Consider the following 16226-nt stretch of genomic DNA (forward strand, 5'->3'; position numbering starts at 1 on the left):
ACGATGCCTGGGGCACAGCGCGTCTCGCTCCCTCGGCGTCGCCCTGGCCCATGGCGCTCCCTGTCGCTGCGAGCCCGCCTCGAGCTCTCCTTCGGTCTCCTGGCGCTCGCGATCTCCGCTCTGCTGTCGGTCGTCTCGTGGGCGGTGGTCTCGCGCTACCTGCTCGCCCAGCGCGAACAGGTGGCCGTCACCGAGACCTCGCTCGACCGGGCCTCGGTCGAGGGGGCGCTGTCCCGGCCCGGGGCGTCACCGGCATCGGTCGTCAGCGGGCTGCCCACGAACGACGCCGTCGCGTCCGTGGCCTTCGTCGCCGGGCAGTGGTACGGCACCAAGTCACAGCTCGCACCCGGCGCGATCCCGGACTCCCTTCTCGCGTCGACCTCTCGGGGGCAGGGCGCCTCGCAGCGGGTGGCCGTCGACGGCGGCCTCTACCTCGTCGTCGGGCTGCCGCTGGAGCGTCCGGGCGACGCCGTGTTCGAGGTGTTCTCGCTCGTCGAGCTCGACCAGACGCTGGTGACCATGGGCTGGGTCCTCGCCTCCGTCGCCGCCGTGACGACCTTCGTCGGCGCGGGCCTGGGGCGGTGGGCCAGCGGCGTCGCCCTGCGACCGCTGACCGAGCTGACGCAGGTGGCCGGTGACGTCGCCGGTGGGCGGCTGGACGCCCGGCTGGCGCCACGCGGCGACCCCGACCTGGACCCGCTCACGGACTCGTTCAACCGGACCGTCAACGAGCTGGAGCACCGGGTGCGGGCCGACTCGCGGTTCGCCCTCGACGTCAGCCACGAGCTGCGCACGCCCCTGACGACGATGCTCAACTCGATGGAGGTCATCACGAACCGGCGGGCCCTGCTCCCGGAGTCGGTGCGCGAGCCGGTCGACCTGCTCGCCGACGACCTCGCCCGTTTCCGCACCCTCGTCGTCGACCTGCTCGAGATCTCGCGGCACGACGCCGGGGAGGGGCTCGTCCTCGAGCGGGCCGACGTCGGCGACCTCACGCGCCGGGCCGCCGACGCCGCGGCGGGGCGCCCGGTGACCCGGGTCGCGGAGCGGGCGGACCTCGTCGGGGCCGTCGACAAGCGGCGGCTCGAGCGCGTCGTGGCCAACCTGGTCGGCAATGCCGAGACCCACGGGGGTGGCTGTCGGTCGGTGACCGTGCAGCGGGTCGGTGACCTCGCGCGCATCGTCGTGGACGACGCCGGCCCCGGGATCCCCGCCGCGGAACGGACCCGGGTCTTCGACCGGTTCGCCCGCGCGGGCGGTGACCCCGGCCAGGGCGTCGGGCTGGGCCTGGCGATCGCGCAGCGCCACGTCGCGGCGCACGGCGGGACGGTCCGCGCCGAGGAGTCACCGGAGGGAGGCGCCCGGCTTGTCGTCGACCTCCCGCTGCGCTGACCACCAACGGACCTGCCGAGCAACGCGTGCCGACCGCCGGTGGGGTCGACGCGTCGCCGTCACGCTCGTCGCCTGGGCCGCGGCGCTCGTCCCTGCGGCCTGCGTCCTCACCCCGCAGGACGAGCCCGTGCCGATCCAGCTGCCGGAGCCCCCACGCCCCGAGCGGGCCAGCAGCACGATGGGCACCGACGCCGTTCCCCTGACGATGCAGGTCTACCTCGTGCACGGTGACCGCCTGCAGCGCGTCACACGGACGGTGCCCTCCGGCGTCGGCATGGGGCCGGTCATGGAGGCGCTGACGCAGCCGCTCAACGAGGTCGAGCTGGCCAACGGGCTGCGCTCGGCGCTGCCGGTCTCGACGCGGACCCTGGCGGCCGAGCTCACGGCCCAGGGCACCGCCCGCGTCGGCGTCCCCACCGGTTTCGACCGGCTGGCGCTGCGCGACCAGCAGCTCGCCGTCGCGCAGATCGTCTTCACCGTCAGCGCCAACACCCTCGCCAGCGACGTACAGCTCGTGAGCGGCACCCGCGTCGTCCCGGTGCCCGACGCGCGCGGTGCCCTCGTGTCGACACCGGTCGCGCGCTCGGACTACGCCGAGCTGGCGCCGACGCGCTGAACGGGCCGCCCTCAGTGCGAAGGGAGCCCGCGGATGATCGCGAGCTCGTCGTCGCGCTCGAGGCCCGCGCGAGTGCGGGCCCGGTCGAGGCCGAGCTCCTCCTCCCACGCGAGGGCGTCGCGGACCGTGTCCGCCAGCGGCCGCTGCGTGAGGCCGTGGGACCGTGCGGCGGAGGTGTCGCGGTCCTGGAAGCCGAGCCAGTCGGGGTCGTGCAGCCACAGCGGCAGCGAACGCGGCCCCATGTACTCCTCGACCCCCGCCGCGGCAAGGGCCTCGTCACCGGCGGGCACCCGCTCACCGGTGAACCCGGATGCCTCCGCGGCCGCGTCGAGGACCGCACCGAGCGAGGTCGTCGCGCCCGAGGCGTTGAACGCGCCGGTCGTGCCCGTCAGCCCGGCCGACAGCAGCCACGCCGCGAGGTCGTCGACGTGCACCCACTGGACCGGCCGGTCGGCCCGCTCGGGGACGAGGACCGGGCCACCGTCGCGGGCCGCGAGGGCGAACCGCGAAGGCCAGTAGCCGAAGCGCTCGCTCGGGTCACCGGAGCCGACGATGAGCCCCGAACGGGCCACGAGGGCGGCCCCGTCGCGGGCCTCGAGCACGGCTTGCTCGCAGGCGACCTTGCCCTCGCCGTACTGCTCGGCCGTCGCCTCGTCGGCCTCGAGGGCCGGCAGGAGCGCGGCCGTCTCGTCGGCGGCGTGGTCGGCGTGCGAGGCGTACACCGAGCACGAGCTGACGAACGCCCACGCGTCCGCCCGGTCGGACAGGGCGGCGACCGCGCCGCGCACGTGGCCGGGCTGGCGCGCGACGTCGACGACGAGGTCCCAGCGCGCGTCCGGCAGGGCGGCGTAGGCGTCCGGCTGCGACCGGTCGCCGCGCACCAGCGTGACACCCTCCGGCACCGGGCCCGACCGTCCGCGGGCCAGGCACGTGACGTCGTGGCCGGCCTCCCGGGCGAGGGCGGCGACACGGCCGCCGAGCCAGGAGGTGCCGCCGAGGACGAGGACCGAGGACGCGGGTGAGGTCATGGCGTCAGCACACCACGCGCCAAGCCCCGGTACGTCGAACGCGGCCTGTCCTACGCCGGGGGCGGAACTGGGTGCCTAGAGTTGGTGCATGGAGCGGCGGATCTTCGGGATCGAGAACGAGTACGGCGTCACCTGCACGACGCAGGGCCAGCGGCGGCTCACGCCGGACGAGGTCGCGCGCTACCTGTTCCGACGGGTCGTGGCGTGGGGTCGCTCGAGCAACGTCTTCCTCGGCAACGGCGCCCGCCTGTACCTCGACGTCGGCTCGCACCCGGAGTACGCGACGGCCGAGTGCGACTCGGTCCGCGAGCTCGTCATCCAGGACAAGGCGGGCGAGCGCATCCTCGAGGGCCTCGTCGAGGACGCCCAGAGCCGGCTGCACGACGACGGCGTCGAGGGCGAGATCTTCGTCTTCAAGAACAACACCGACTCGGCCGGCAACTCCTACGGCTGCCACGAGAACTACCTGTTCGGTCGCACGGGCGACTTCCAGCGCGTCTCCGACATGTTCATCCCGTTCCTCATCAGCCGGCAGATCACGTGCGGCGCCGGCAAGGTCGTCGCCACGGCCCACGGCGCGTCGTTCGCGGTGAGCCAGCGCGCAGACCACATCTGGGAGGGCGTGTCGTCGGCGACAACGCGCAGCCGACCCATCATCAACACCCGCGACGAGCCGCATGCCGACGCCGAGCGCTACCGCCGCCTGCACGTCATCGTCGGCGACGCGAACATGTCCGAGACGACCAACCTGCTCAAGGTCGGCAGCGCCGACCTCGTGCTGCGGATGATCGAGGCCGGCGTCGTCATGCGCGACCTGTCGATGGAGAACCCGATCCGGGCGATCCGCACCATGAGCCACGACCCGACGGGCCGCGCCACGGTGCGCCTCGCCAACGGCCGCGAGCTGTCGGCCCTCGACATGCAGCGGGAGTACCTCGACAAGGCCGTCGAGTTCGTCGAGCGCGAGGGCATGGACAGCGCCGACACGAAGCAGGTCCTCGAGCTGTGGGGACGCGCCCTCGACGCGATCGGTGCCGGCGACCTCGGTGCCATCGAGACCGAGATCGACTGGGTCATCAAGTACCGGCTCATCGAGCGGTACCGGGCCAAGCACGGCCTCGGCCTCGGCGACGCCCGCATCCAGCAGCTCGACCTCGCCTACCACGACATCAACCGACGCCGCGGCCTGCACTACCTGCTGCAGCGCCACGGTCGGGCGGCCCGCGTCGCCTCCGACGTCGAGGTGTTCGAGGCCAAGGTGCGCCCGCCGCAGACGACCCGCGCCAAGCTGCGCGGCGACTTCATCCGGGCCGCCCAGGCCCATGGGCGCGACTTCACCGTCGACTGGGTCCACCTCAAGCTCAACGACCAGGCCCAGCGCACGGTGCTCTGCAAGGACCCCTTCCGGTCCGTCGACGAGCGGGTCGAGCGGCTCATGGAGACCATCGAGCGCTCCCCGGTGGTGCAGCGGCCGCTCTGAGGCGGGCACACCGACCTGTCAGGACGCTGTGGGCGCGGCCCAGCGGGCGGCGTTACAGTGGCCGGGTTTGCCGCCCCTCCGACCGGCACCTGCCCCGCAGACCTACCGCCAGACCCGAACGGAAGACACCCCTGTGCGTTCCCACCGACACGCGGCCCGTACCGCCGCCGTCCTCGCCCTCGCCCTGGGCGCCACCACCCTGACCGCGTGCGGCTCGCAGTCCGGCGGCGGCGGGCAGAGCACCGCGTCGACGAGCACCGCGTCGACGAGCGCCGCGTCGGTCGCCCTCAAGGGCGTCACGGCCACCGGCCCCGTCGACCTCAAGACCGCTCCCAAGGTCAGCCTCGGCGCGACGCCGATCAAGAGCACGACCGTCGAGCACAAGGTCCTGACGCCGGGCACCGGCGCGGCCGCGACAAGGTCGGACACCGTCCTGCTGCGCGCCCGCATCTACAACGGGACGAGCGGGAAGCTGCTCGACGACGGCTATGCCAAGGGCCGGCCCGTGGAGGGCTACCGCCTCGGGCGCACCGACATCGTCGCGGGGTTCACCGAGGGGCTCGTCGGCGCCACGAAGGGTGGCCGCATCGCCTTCACCATCCCGCCGGCCAAGGGTTTCGGGTCGGCCGGCAACCAGCAGCTCGGCGTCTCGGGCACCGACACGATCGTCGTCGTCGCCGACATCTCCGACGTGCACCAGAGCCCGACGAAGATCGATGGCACGCAGGCGGCCAGCCCGGCCGGCCTGCCGACGGTGGCCTTCCCGAGCGGCACCGCCAAGGAGCCCAAGGTCACGGTCCCGAAGACGGCGGCGCCCACGACGCTGCAGCAGGCGACGCTGGTCGAGGGCAGCGGCCCGGTCGTCAGGAAGGGCCAGACGATCGCCGCGCAGTACCACGGCGTGCTCTGGAAGGACGGCAGCGTCTTCGACTCCTCGTGGCAGCGCGGCCAGGCGGCCGACTTCCCGATCGGCGTCGGCGCGGTCATCCCCGGCTGGGACAAGGCGCTCGTCGGCAAGAAGGTCGGCAGCCGGGTCCTCGTCGTCATCCCGCCCGCCGACGGCTACGGCAAGGCCGGCGCGCCGCCGAAGATCTCGGGGACCGACACCCTCGTCTTCGTCGTCGACATCCTCGACGCCTACTGAGGGCTACCACCGGGCAGGCCCGGCGACGGCCCGCCCGGCGACGGCCCGCCCGGCGACGGCCCGCCCGGCTGACACACTGGACGACCGACCGATACGACACGACACGACACCTGAGGAAGAGGAACGCAGCATGGCACTCGACCCCGACCGCACCAAGCCGGAGATCGACTTCCCCGAGGGCGAGCCGCCGGCCGACCTCGTCGTCGAGGACCTCATCGAGGGGCAGGGCCGCGAGGCCAGGGCCGGTGACACGGTCAGCGCCCACTACGTCGGCGTCGCGCACTCGACGGGGGAGGAGTTCGACTCGTCGTGGAACCGTGGCGCGCCGCTCGACTTCCGTCTCGGCGTCGGCATGGTCATCCCCGGCTGGGACAAGGGCATCCAGGGCATGAAGGTCGGGGGACGGCGCAGGCTGACGATCCCGGCCCACCTGGCCTACGGCGAGCGCGGCGCGGGCGCCGCCATCGCGCCGGGCGAGACGCTGATCTTCGTCGTCGACCTCGACGACGTGCGATAACACTGGCTCGGTGACACTGGCTCGCTCCGCTCGTGTGGGGTGCGGCGCGCTCACGTACTGCCCCGGGAACCGGGACAGTGCGTGAGGGAAGGCGCTCGGCTCATGTCCCGCCTTCCCTCCTCGGCTCGCTCGCTGCGCTCGCATCGCTCGTCAGCCCAGGCGTGACGCGCGCCGAACCGCCAGACCGGCGGCGTAGCGTCCTGCGACGGCCGCGGCGAGGAAGCCGGCGCGGTCGTCGTCGTAGCCGCGGCCCATGGTGCGCAGCGGCACCGGCGTCCGGCGCAGGACCTCCTCGAGCCCGTCCACGGGGACCTCGTGGGCCGTGAGCCGCCCGCCGGACGCGCCGCACAGGTCGCGCGCTTCGGCACGCACCCGCTCGCCGAAGACCCCGCCGAGGAGCGGGATGGCGACGTCCGCGGGCACGAGGGCGACGCGTCCGTAGGCGGTGCGGCTGTGGTGGGAGATCCCGACGTGGCGCTCGCGGGGGTCGGCCTCGGAGATCCGGAGGGCACACACCGGGCGCCCGCCGAGGGTGCCGGTCGCGTTGACGGCCTCGCCGGCGGACGTGCCGGAGAAGCCCCACCGGGTGCCGGAGCCGAGGTTGCCCGGGCCCTGGGCGACCACGACGACGTCGGCCCCGGCGACGAGCCTTGCCGCCAGCAGCCCGCTGTGGACGTTGACGGCCTCGAGGTCGCCGCCCCAGGCCTGCCCCACCGTGACCGACGCGGCGAGCCAGCCCGCCTCGCGCAGGCCCGCCACGGTGCGGGAGAAGTCGAGGGGGAGCGCACCGCCGTCGGTCATGACGTAGGCGACGCGCAGCGTCCGGTCGGTCTCGCGCAGGCCCGCGAGCACGGCCGGCAGGCTGGAGTGCAGGTCGGCGACGACGACGGGCAGCCCCGCGAGGTCGTCCGCGTCGCGCAGCAGGGCGTGGTGGGGGCTGTCCTGCTCGTCGACGCCGAGCACCATCGTCTGGCTCGGGGTGTAGCGGGCCTTGACGAGGTGCCCGGGCACGCCTCGCACGTCGTCGACCGGTGCGGGCAGCGTGTCGGGCGCCGCGACGACGAGAGCGAGCCCGCCCGTGCCGAGGCCCCGCTCGAGGGCGGTCGTGTTGAGCAGGACACCGGTGCCGGGCCCGAGGACGCCCACGGTGTCGGCGTAGCCGAGGGCCCGGACCTCCTCGCCGGAGTCGAGCCGGACCGCGTACTCGACCGCCCCCGCCCAGCGGGCCCGGACGTGCGCCACGACACCCCGGCGCCACTGGATCATGGGTGAACCCTATCGATCGCATGTTCGGGTAGCGTCGGACTGCCCGCCGCCCAGCCGCTCACACGAAAGGTCGACGATGTCCGCGTCCGCCTCGGCCGAGAAGACCGAACGGCTGCTCAACCTCATCCTCGCGCTCAAGTCCGCCCGCCGGCCGGTGTCGAAGCAGCGGATCCGCGAGTCCCTGCCTGCGTACGCCCAGGCGAGCTCCGACGAGGCGTTCGACCGGATGTTCGAGCGCGACAAGGACGAGCTGCGCGAGATGGGCATCCCCATCACGACGACCGTCATCGACGTCCTCTTCGACGACGAGGTCGGGTACCGCATCGACTCCGGCGAGACCTCGCTGCCGGCGATCGCCTTCGAGCCGGACGAGGTCGCTGCCCTCGCGCTGGCGGCTCGCGCGTGGTCGACGGCGAGCATCTCCGGGGCCGCGTCCGCGGGGCTTCGCAAGCTGCGGCTGGCCGGCGTCGAGATCGACGAGTCCGTGGCCGCCGGCGTCGAGCCGCGGATCCGCACCAAGGAGCCGGCGTTCGAGGCGGTGCACGCCGCCCTCACGGCCCTGCAGCCGATCGTCTTCGACTACCGCAAGAACGACGGCTCGGTGACGACCCGGCACGTCCAGCCCTGGGCGCTGAAGAACTGGCACGGCCGCTGGTACCTGACCGGGTTCGACGTCGACCGCGCGGACGAGCGCGCCTTCCGGCTCAGCCGGGTCGAGGGTCCGGTGCGCCGCAAGGGCAGAGCCGGCTCCTACACCGTCCCCCCCGACCACGTGCCCGAGGTGGCCCTCGAGGGGCAGCCGGCCGAACCGGAGGGCACCGCGGTGGTGCGGCTGCGCACCGGCCGGGGCCACACGCTGCGCCGGCACGCCGAACGGACCACCGAGCTCGGCGGACGCTGGGACGAGGTCGAGGTGCCCTACCGCCGCGGCGTCACCGACCGTGACGTCGTCGCCCTCGGTGCCGACGCCGTCGCCGTGTCGCCGCCCGAGCTCGTCGACGCGGTCCGGGCCACGCTCAGGGCGGCCGCCGCGGCCAATGGGCGCACCGGCGCACGGACCCGGGACGCGGCGCTCGGCGACCTGGCGGATGTGGCGAACCAGGGGGACCAGCGATGACCGACACCCGACGGACGACCGCCCGCCGCCCCCCGGAGACCGCCACGCAGCGCCTGGGCCGCCTGCTCGACATGGTGCCGTGGTTGCTGCAGCACCGCGGCGTGCCGATCTCCGAGGCCGCCGACGAGTTCGGGGTCACCGAGGAGCAGGTCGTCGACGACCTCCAGCTTCTGTTCCTCTGCGGCACGCCCGGCTACGGCCACTCGGAGCTCATCGACGCCGACTGGGACAGCGGCCACATCTACCTGGACAACGCCGACGACATCGCCGCGCCGATGCGCCTGACGCGCGACGAGGCCATCACGCTGACCGCCGGCCTGCAGGCCCTCGGGTCGAGCATCGTCGGGTCGGACGTCGCCGAGCGGACCCTCGACAAGCTGCGCCGCGCGGTCGCGACGACGGCCGGTGACCCGGCGGGCCGCATCGCGCTCGACCTCGACGACGGCAGCCAGCACGAGGCGATGGCCCCGCTCAAGGACGCGTTCGCCCGCGGCCGGCGCGTCCACCTGCGGTACTACGTCGCGACGCGCGACGAGAGCACCGAGCGCGACGTCGACATCATGCGCATCGTCAACCTCGACGCCCAGTGGTACGTCGAGGGCTGGTGCCACCGGGCCGAGGCCGTGCGCCTCTTCCGGCTCGACCGCATCGAGTCGGTCGAGGTCCTCGACGTCGACGGCACGCCGCCCGAGCAGGCACGGCCCCGCGACCTCGACGACGTGTTCGTCCCGGGCGAGAACGACCTCACGGTCGTCCTCGAGGCGACCCGGTGGGCGGCCTGGATCGCCGACTACTACCCGAACGAGGGCGTCGAGCGCCTCCCCGACGGCTCGCTGCGCGTCACGCTCAAGGTCGCCGACCCTGCGCTCGTGCAGCGGCTCGTGCTCCGGCTCGGCGGCGACGTGCGCGTCGTGTCGCCGTCGGGGCTCGCCGACGCCGTCGCCGAGGAGGCCCGCGCCGCGCTGGCCGGCTACGAGACCCCAGGCTGAGGCTGCGGTCCGGAGCGGGCCCACATCGTGGGCACACCTGCGTCGACGGGTCGGCGTCCGCGCCGCGCACGTATGCTGGTCACCTGCAGCGCCGATGCTGCGCCTGACGGCCCGATCACGCGGGCCGGCCTTCGACGAGGAGTAGACACCATGCCCAACCTGGGTGCCCCCGAACTCATCATCATCGCGATCGTGCTCATCGCCCTGTTCGGATGGAAGAAGCTCCCCGACATGGCCCGCAGCCTCGGCCGGTCGGCGCGCGTCTTCAAGTCGGAGGTCGACGAGCTGAAGAAGGACGGCAAGTCCAGCGAGGCCTCCCGGACCACCGTCCCGGGTGAGGCCGTCGACGCCGACGCCGAGCGACGCGCCGCCGAGGCCCGGCTGGCCGAGGCCGAGCGACGCGCCGCCGAGGCCCGCGCCGAGGCCGACCGACTCCGGGCCGCCTCGGGGGGCGGCACCACGAGCCCCGCGGGCGGCGCGGGTGCGGCCAGCACGCCGGACGCGACCTCCGACGTCCGCCGCGACACGACGCTCTGAGCGGTGTTCGGCGCCAGCACCCTGTTCGAGCCCGTCCCGTTCCGGCGGCCCTGAATGCCATCGCTGCTCCGCAAGCGCAACCCCGAGGGGCGGATGTCCCTCGGCGACCACCTCCGTGAGTTGCGCAACCGCCTCGTCATCAGCGCGACGGCGATCGTCGTCGGCGGCGTCGTCGGGTGGATCTACTACGAGCGGGTCATCGACGCCCTGACCAAGCCGCTCAAGGACCTCGCGGCCGAACGGCACAGCGTCGTCAACATCAACTTCGCCGGGATGACCGACGCCTTCGCCCTGCAGCTGACGACGTCGCTGTTCGTCGGTCTCATCCTGGCCTCGCCGGTGTGGCTCATGCAGATCTGGGGCTTCATCGTCCCCGGCCTGACGAAGAAGGAGCGGCTCGTCGCGCGGCTGTTCGTCGTCGCCGCGGTGCCGCTGTTCCTCACCGGGTGCTTCTTCGCGTTCGTCATGGTGCCCAAGGCCGTCGCGGTGCTGCTCGGGTTCACGCCCGAGGGCGCCTACAACCTCCAGGACGGCTCGCAGTACCTCAACTTCGTCCTCAAGTTCATCGTCGCCTTCGGGTGCGCGTTCCTGCTACCCGTCTTCCTCGTGGCGCTCAACCTCGTCGGGGTGCTGCCGGCGCGCACGATGCTCAAGGGCTGGCGGCCCGCGGTCATGATCATCTTCGTCTTCGCCGCGGTCATGACCCCCACGCCCGACGCGTACACGATGCTCTTCCTCGCCACGCCGATGATCGCGCTCTACTTCGCGTCCGTGGGGCTGGCCTTCCTCTTCGACCGGCGCAAGGAGGCCGACCGGCCGGACTGGCTGGAGGTCGCGGACGACCAGGCCTCCGCCCTGTAGCGTTCGGCTGTGCCCGACCGCGTCGCCCTCGTCGTCAACCCCACGTCCGGCAAGGGGGCCGGCGCCGCCCTCGGGGAGCAGACGCGTCGGCTGCTCCTCGCCGCGGGCCACGACGTCACCGAGGTGTCCGGCCCCGACTACGGGCAGGCGCGGGCCCGGGCCCTGCAGGCCGTGGCGGACGGCGTCGACACCCTCGTCGTCGTCGGAGGTGACGGCATGGTCCACCTCGGCGTCAACCTGTGCGCTGCCTCGTCGACCCGGCTCGCCGTCGTCGCCGCAGGCACCGGGAACGACTTCGCGCGCAACCTGGGTCTGCCGGTACGCGACCCTGTGACCGCGGTGGACCTGCTCGTCAGCGGTCGGACGCGACACGTCGACCTCGGCCGGGCCAGTCACGGCGTCGCGGGGGAGCGATGGTTCGGCGGCGTCCTCGGGGCCGGGTTCGACGCGGTCGTCAACGAGCGCGCGCGGCGCATGACGTGGCCGAGGGGACAGCTGCGCTACACCCTCGCCGTGCTGCTCGAGCTGGCCGTCTTCCGGGCGATCCCCTACGTCGTGGACGTCGACGGGCAGCACATCCAGACGCGTGCCATGTTGGTGACCGTGGCCAACACGACCTCCTTCGGCGGCGGCATGAAGGTGAGCCCGGACGCCGACGTCGCCGACGGGCTGCTCGACGTCATGGTCGTCCACGAGCTGTCGGTCCCGGCGTTCCTGCGCGTCTTCCCCTCCGTGTACTCGGGCCGGCACGTCACCCATCCGGCCGTGCAGCTGCTGCGTGGCCGTCGCATCCGCCTCGAAGCGTCCGGGATCCCGTCGCAGGCCGACGGCGAGGCGTTCGCCGACCTGCCCGTCGAGATCGAGGTGGTGCCCGGCGCCCTGGCGGTCGTCGTGGCCGGGCCGCGGGTAGGGGAGGCGGCGTGATCCCGACCTGGCCGCAGCTCGCGGCGTTCACGTCCGAGCTGGACTTCCCGCTCGACGACTTCCAGACCGAGGCGTGCCGAGCCGTCGAGGAGGGACGCGGTGTCCTCGTGGCGGCCCCCACCGGCGCGGGCAAGACCGTCGTGGGCGAGTTCGCCGTCCACCTGGCCCTCGCCACCGGCCGCAAGGCGTTCTACACGACGCCGATCAAGGCGCTGTCCAACCAGAAGTACGCCGACCTCGTCCGGCGCTACGGCGCCGACAAGGTCGGGCTGCTCACCGGCGACTCGTCGGTCAACGGTGAGGCACCCGTCGTGGTCATGACCACCGAGGTGCTGCGCAACATGATGTACGCCGGGTCCGCGACGCTGCGCGGGCTGGGCTGGGTCGTCATGGACGAGGTCCACTACCTGGCGGACCGGTTCCGGGGTGCCGTGTGGGAGGAGGTCATCATCCACCTGCCGGCGGACGTCAGCGTCGTCTCGCTGTCGGCCACCGTGAGCAACGCCGAGGAGTTCGGCGCGTGGCTCGGCGAGGTCCGCGGGGACACCGAGGTCATCGTGTCCGAGCACCGCCCGGTGCCGCTGTGGCAGCACATGATGGTCGGCCAGACCCTCTTCGACCTCTTCGTCGAGGAGGAGGTGTCCGCGTCGGGCCCCACCGTCGAGGTGGGGGTCAACCCCGACCTCGTCCACGCCATCCGCGGCACCGAGCAGCGCGGCGCCTGGGACAGCCACTGGGTCAGCAACCGGGGCGGCCGCGCCAAGGGGCGCCCGGGAAGAGGTGGCCGCAACGGGCGCGACGGACGCGACGACTGGGCCGGCCGGGGACGGCGCGGCAACGGACGGGGGCCGGGCGGTGGCGAGGGCGGCAACGGGTTCGCCCGGGGTGGCCGGCCGGGCGGAGGTGCCACGCGCGCGGAGGTCGTGACCCGCCTCGAGCGCGAGGGTCTGCTGCCGGCGATCACCTTCATCTTCAGCCGGGCCGGCTGCGAGGCCGCGGTCGGGCAGCTGCTGGCCGGGGGCCTGCGTCTCATCCCCGAGGCCGACGGCGAGCGCAACCGCCGCGTCGTCGAGGAGCGCGTCGCGGGGCTGGCCGACGAGGACCTCTCGGTGCTCGGCTACTGGGACTTCGTCGACGGCATCTCGCGCGGCTTCGCTGCCCACCACGCCGGCATGCTCCCGACCTTCCGCGAGGTCGTCGAGGAGCTGTTCACGCAGGGCCGCATCCGGGCCGTGTTCGCCACCGAGACGCTCGCCCTGGGGATCAACATGCCGGCCAGGACCGTCGTCCTCGAGCGACTGGTCAAGTTCAACGGGGAGAACCACGTCGACATCTCGCCGGCCGAGTACACCCAGCTGACGGGTCGTGCCGGGCGCCGCGGCATCGACATCGAGGGCCATGCGGTCGTGCTGTGGAACCGCGGCCTCGACCCGGCGGCCGTCGCCGGTCTCGCCTCGACCCGCACCTACCCGCTGCGCTCGAGCTTCCGGCCCACGTACAACATGGCGGTCAACCTCGTGCGCCAGTTCGGCCGCGACACCGCCCGAACTGTCCTCGAGACCTCGTTCGCCCAGTTCCAGGCCGACCGCGCGGTCGTCGGGTTCGTGCGCACGGTCCGCCGCAACGAGGAGGCGCTCGCCGGGTACGCCGAGTCGATGGCCTGCCACCTCGGCGACTTCACCGAGTACGCCGCCATGCGCGAGGAGATCCGCAGCCTGGAGAAGGAGGGCGCCAAGCGCAGGTCCGCCTCCATGCGGGCAGCCGCCGCGATCTCGCTGGAGAGCCTCAAGATCGGCGACATCGTCCGTATCCCCGCGGGCCGGCACACGGGCCTGGCCGTCGTCGTCATGCCGAACCGTGGCGGCAAGGGTGACCCCGCCTCGCCCTCTGTCGTCACCGAGGACCACCACCTGCGTCGCCTGACCCTGCACGACGTGCCGACGCCCATCGAGCCCCTGGGCACGATGCGGGTTCCCAAGCAGTTCAACGCCAAGAACCCTAAGGCGCGCCGTGACCTCGCCGCGACCCTGCGCGCCACCGTCCCGTACGACCCGCCCCGGCGCGGCGGGTCCGAGCCGTCCCAGGACCCGACGGACGCCCGCATCGAGGAGCTGCTGCGGGCGCTGCGGCACCACCCCTGCCACCGGTGCCCGGACCGCGAGCAGCACGCGCGGTGGGCCGAGCGGTACTTCCGCCTCAGGCGCGAGACCGAGGGTCTGCAGCGCAAGATCGATGGCCGGACCAACTCGGTGGCCAAGACCTTCGACCGCATCTGCGACCTGCTCGGCGAGATGGGCTACCTCGCCGACGGCGGGACGCGGGTCACCGGTGACGGCGACCGGCTGGGCCGCCTCTACACCGAGAAGGACCTCCTCGCCGCCGAGTCGCTGCGCGAGGGCCTGTGGCGTCGGCTCGACCCGCCGTCGCTCGCCGCGGTCGTGTCGACGCTCGTGCACGAGCCGCGGCGCGAGGACGGTGGACTCGCACCGCGATGGCCCAACGACGAGGTTCGCGAGGCCTACGACCGCATGGTGCGCATCTGGTCCGACCTCGAGGACGCCGAGGGCGCCCTCGCGCTGCCCCGCACGGCCATGCCGGACGCGGGCATCGCGTGGGCGGTCCACCGGTGGGCGAGCGGCCAGCGGCTCGAGGACGTCCTGCGCGGCACCGACCTCGCCGCAGGCGACTTCGTCCGCCGGTGCAAGCAGGTCGTCGACCTGCTCGGGCAGCTCACAGACGCCGGTGACCCGGTCCTGCAGGAGACCGCGCGACGCGCGTCCGACGGCGTGCTCCGCGGCGTCGTGGCCGCCGACCGCATCGACTGACGCCCGCCGCCCGCATGGTCTCGCCGAGGCGGGGGAGCGGCACCCGGCCCGCTGTCGAGTCGTCGTCTGCCGGTGCCGTCGGCTAGGCTGGTGGGACCGTCGACGTTTTTGGTGCTGTGCTCGCACGCTCGCAAGGACCGAACAGCGAGCGCGCCTCATCTCAGGTCTCTGGGGTCGTGCGTTTGTGGCGACACGGAGCCCTCGTCCGAGCGGCTCCGACCTCCAACCTGAAGGAGCCAGACATGGCACAGGGAACTGTCAAGTGGTTCAACGCGGAGAAGGGCTTCGGCTTCATCGCTCCGACCGAGGGCCCGGACGTCTTCGTCCACTACTCCGAGATCACCGGCAACGGCTACCGGAGCCTCGAGGAGAACCAGGCCGTCGAGTTCGACGTCGAGCAGGGCCCCAAGGGCCCGCAGGCGATGCGCGTCCGCGCTCTCTGACGCCGCGGCCCGTCGGGCCGTCACGAGGAGGTCGGTCCCGTCCGGGACCGACCTCTTCGCGTACCGGAGCCCGGGTCAGCGGATGCCGAGGGCGGTGACGACGCGGTCGAAGGACGACGTCAGGCCGTGCTCGAGGGCCAGGCGCGACATCAGCGCGGGGTCGGCGACCGCGGTCGGCAGGGCGAGGTCGACGTCGGGCAGCGGGGCGTCGCGGACCACCTCGACCACGCGTGGCGCGGCGTCGAGGTACTGGCCGGCGGCCTCGAGCCTGGCCCGCTGGGCGCCCTTGAGCGCTGGGTCGCCCCCGTCGATCGCCGCGCGCAGCCCCTCCAGCGTCCCGTAGGTCGTGATGAGCTTGGCGGCCGTCTTCTCACCGATGCCGGCGACGCCCGGCAGGCCGTCGCTCGTGTCGCCCCGCAGGGCCGCCATGTCGGCGTAGGCGCGTCCGTTCGCGACGCCGTACTTCTCGGCGATGAACGCCTGGTCGACGAAGTCGGGGGCGCGGACCCCGCCCCGGGCGGTGTAGACGACGCGCACGCCGTTGGCGTCGTCGACGAGCTGGAACAGGTCGCGGTCGCCGGTGACGATGTCGATGGGCATCCGCCCGGACCATGTGGTGGCCAGCGTGCCGATGACGTCGTCGGCCTCGTGCCCGTCGACTCCGACGCGGGCCAGGCCGAGGGCGCGCAGGGCGTCGACGATGATCGGCACCTGGACGGTGAGGGCCTCGGGCGCCTCCTCGCCGTTCAGCTCGTTCTCGCCGCGGGCGGCCACGCGGTGCGCCTTGTACGACGGGATGGCCGCGACGCGGAAGGCCGGCCGCCAGTCGTTGTCCCAGCAGGCGGCCAGGTGGGTGGGGTGGGCGCGCTCGACGAGGGAGGCGATCATGTCGAGGAGTCCGCGAACCGCGTTGGTCGGGGTGCCGCTCGGGCCGATCACCTCGGGAACGCCGAAGAAGGCCCGGAAGTACAGCGAGGCCGAGTCGAGGAGCATGAGCCGCGGAGACGCCATGCGCCGAGACTAGCGGTGTGCGAGGGGGGGGAATGGGGGGGGGGGGGGGGATACGAGAGTCCTCTGCACACCACCC

15 protein-coding genes are annotated in these 16226 nt (G+C 73.3%); 12 read left to right on the forward strand and 3 right to left on the reverse strand.

All coding sequences use genetic code 11. The features are described from left to right. Positions 1 to 3 precede the first annotated feature (3 nt). On the forward strand, positions 4 to 1392 hold the full coding sequence (locus ACPYOM_RS07760) for a HAMP domain-containing sensor histidine kinase (RefSeq protein WP_481345518.1): 1389 nt from the start codon (positions 4 to 6) through the stop codon (positions 1390 to 1392). Further along, on the forward strand, positions 1367 to 2008 hold the full coding sequence (locus ACPYOM_RS07765; RefSeq protein ID WP_481345519.1) for a GerMN domain-containing protein: 642 nt from the start codon (positions 1367 to 1369) through the stop codon (positions 2006 to 2008). Before ACPYOM_RS07760 ends, ACPYOM_RS07765 begins: the two co-directional genes overlap by 26 nt. Before the next feature lie 11 nt (positions 2009 to 2019). Here ACPYOM_RS07765 and ACPYOM_RS07770 read toward each other — a convergent pair whose 3' ends face one another. Further along, positions 2020 to 3036 (reverse strand): NAD-dependent epimerase/dehydratase family protein, encoded by a 1017-nt coding sequence (locus ACPYOM_RS07770; RefSeq protein WP_481341183.1) that lies wholly within the window; start codon positions 3034 to 3036, stop codon positions 2020 to 2022. An 88-nt stretch (positions 3037 to 3124) separates the two neighbouring features. Here ACPYOM_RS07770 and pafA point away from each other — a divergent pair, with 88 nt between their 5' ends. The 3 genes from pafA to ACPYOM_RS07785 all read left to right on the forward strand — a co-directional run bounded on the left by pafA (position 3125) and on the right by ACPYOM_RS07785 (position 6177). Further along, complete coding sequence (pafA, locus tag ACPYOM_RS07775; protein WP_481341184.1) at positions 3125 to 4516, forward strand: Pup--protein ligase; 1392 nt, start codon at positions 3125 to 3127, stop codon at positions 4514 to 4516. Between the two features lie 133 nt (positions 4517 to 4649). Next, positions 4650 to 5660 carry an FKBP-type peptidyl-prolyl cis-trans isomerase gene (locus tag ACPYOM_RS07780; RefSeq protein WP_481345520.1) on the forward strand — a complete coding sequence of 337 codons (1011 nt, stop codon included), beginning with the start codon at positions 4650 to 4652 and terminating at the stop codon, positions 5658 to 5660. A gap of 130 nt (positions 5661 to 5790) precedes the next feature. Further along, positions 5791 to 6177, forward strand: a complete 387-nt coding sequence (locus ACPYOM_RS07785) for an FKBP-type peptidyl-prolyl cis-trans isomerase (protein WP_481341186.1) — start codon at positions 5791 to 5793, stop codon at positions 6175 to 6177. Between the two features lie 150 nt (positions 6178 to 6327). Here ACPYOM_RS07785 and ACPYOM_RS07790 read toward each other — a convergent pair whose 3' ends face one another. Then, on the reverse strand, positions 6328 to 7443 hold the full coding sequence (locus ACPYOM_RS07790) for a DUF3866 family protein (protein WP_481345521.1): 1116 nt from the start codon (positions 7441 to 7443) through the stop codon (positions 6328 to 6330). Positions 7444 to 7519: 76 nt separating this feature from the next. Here ACPYOM_RS07790 and ACPYOM_RS07795 point away from each other — a divergent pair, with 76 nt between their 5' ends. The 7 genes from ACPYOM_RS07795 to ACPYOM_RS07825 all read left to right on the forward strand — a co-directional run bounded on the left by ACPYOM_RS07795 (position 7520) and on the right by ACPYOM_RS07825 (position 15139). Then, positions 7520 to 8560 carry a helix-turn-helix transcriptional regulator gene (locus ACPYOM_RS07795; RefSeq protein WP_481345522.1) on the forward strand — a complete coding sequence of 347 codons (1041 nt, stop codon included), beginning with the start codon at positions 7520 to 7522 and terminating at the stop codon, positions 8558 to 8560. Next, positions 8557 to 9549, forward strand: a complete 993-nt coding sequence (locus ACPYOM_RS07800; RefSeq protein WP_481345523.1) for a helix-turn-helix transcriptional regulator — start codon at positions 8557 to 8559, stop codon at positions 9547 to 9549. Before ACPYOM_RS07795 ends, ACPYOM_RS07800 begins: the two co-directional genes overlap by 4 nt. 150 nt (positions 9550 to 9699) lie before the next feature. Then, positions 9700 to 10086 carry a Sec-independent protein translocase subunit TatA gene (gene tatA / locus ACPYOM_RS07805; RefSeq protein WP_481341190.1) on the forward strand — a complete coding sequence of 129 codons (387 nt, stop codon included), beginning with the start codon at positions 9700 to 9702 and terminating at the stop codon, positions 10084 to 10086. Positions 10087 to 10140: 54 nt separating this feature from the next. Next, complete coding sequence (gene tatC, locus ACPYOM_RS07810) at positions 10141 to 10947, forward strand: twin-arginine translocase subunit TatC (protein ID WP_481341191.1); 807 nt, start codon at positions 10141 to 10143, stop codon at positions 10945 to 10947. Positions 10948 to 10956: 9 nt separating this feature from the next. Then, on the forward strand, positions 10957 to 11871 hold the full coding sequence (locus ACPYOM_RS07815) for a diacylglycerol/lipid kinase family protein (protein ID WP_481345524.1): 915 nt from the start codon (positions 10957 to 10959) through the stop codon (positions 11869 to 11871). After that, positions 11868 to 14696: a DEAD/DEAH box helicase gene (locus tag ACPYOM_RS07820; RefSeq protein ID WP_481345525.1), complete on the forward strand. Its 2829-nt coding sequence runs from the start codon at positions 11868 to 11870 to the stop codon at positions 14694 to 14696. The genes ACPYOM_RS07815 and ACPYOM_RS07820 overlap by 4 nt, the downstream gene beginning before the upstream one ends. A 242-nt stretch (positions 14697 to 14938) precedes the next feature. Next, on the forward strand, positions 14939 to 15139 hold the full coding sequence (locus ACPYOM_RS07825; protein ID WP_481341194.1) for a cold-shock protein: 201 nt from the start codon (positions 14939 to 14941) through the stop codon (positions 15137 to 15139). 75 nt (positions 15140 to 15214) lie between these two features. Here the strand turns inward: ACPYOM_RS07825 and ACPYOM_RS07830 are convergent, their stop codons facing one another. Further along, on the reverse strand, positions 15215 to 16150 hold the full coding sequence (locus ACPYOM_RS07830; RefSeq protein WP_481345526.1) for a 5'-3' exonuclease: 936 nt from the start codon (positions 16148 to 16150) through the stop codon (positions 15215 to 15217). Positions 16151 to 16226 lie beyond the last annotated feature (76 nt).

The sequence above is a fragment of the Monashia sp. HAY1-2A genome, assembly GCF_056755315.1.

Excerpts from the sequence above, each read along its gene's own strand:
- pafA (WP_481341184.1), top strand. The coding sequence starts at position 3,125 with ATGGAGCGGCGGATCTTCGGGATCGAGAACGAGTACGGCGTCACCTGC.
- ACPYOM_RS07760 (WP_481345518.1), top strand. The coding sequence starts at position 4 with ATGCCTGGGGCACAGCGCGTCTCGCTCCCTCGGCGTCGCCCTGGCCCA.
- ACPYOM_RS07800 (WP_481345523.1), top strand. The coding sequence starts at position 8,557 with ATGACCGACACCCGACGGACGACCGCCCGCCGCCCCCCGGAGACCGCC.
- ACPYOM_RS07770 (WP_481341183.1), bottom strand. The coding sequence starts at position 3,036 with ATGACCTCACCCGCGTCCTCGGTCCTCGTCCTCGGCGGCACCTCCTGG.
- ACPYOM_RS07825 (WP_481341194.1), top strand. The coding sequence starts at position 14,939 with ATGGCACAGGGAACTGTCAAGTGGTTCAACGCGGAGAAGGGCTTCGGC.
- tatA (WP_481341190.1), top strand. The coding sequence starts at position 9,700 with ATGCCCAACCTGGGTGCCCCCGAACTCATCATCATCGCGATCGTGCTC.
- ACPYOM_RS07785 (WP_481341186.1), top strand. The coding sequence starts at position 5,791 with ATGGCACTCGACCCCGACCGCACCAAGCCGGAGATCGACTTCCCCGAG.
- ACPYOM_RS07830 (WP_481345526.1), bottom strand. The coding sequence starts at position 16,150 with ATGGCGTCTCCGCGGCTCATGCTCCTCGACTCGGCCTCGCTGTACTTC.
- ACPYOM_RS07795 (WP_481345522.1), top strand. The coding sequence starts at position 7,520 with ATGTCCGCGTCCGCCTCGGCCGAGAAGACCGAACGGCTGCTCAACCTC.
- ACPYOM_RS07790 (WP_481345521.1), bottom strand. The coding sequence starts at position 7,443 with ATGATCCAGTGGCGCCGGGGTGTCGTGGCGCACGTCCGGGCCCGCTGG.
- tatC (WP_481341191.1), top strand. The coding sequence starts at position 10,141 with ATGCCATCGCTGCTCCGCAAGCGCAACCCCGAGGGGCGGATGTCCCTC.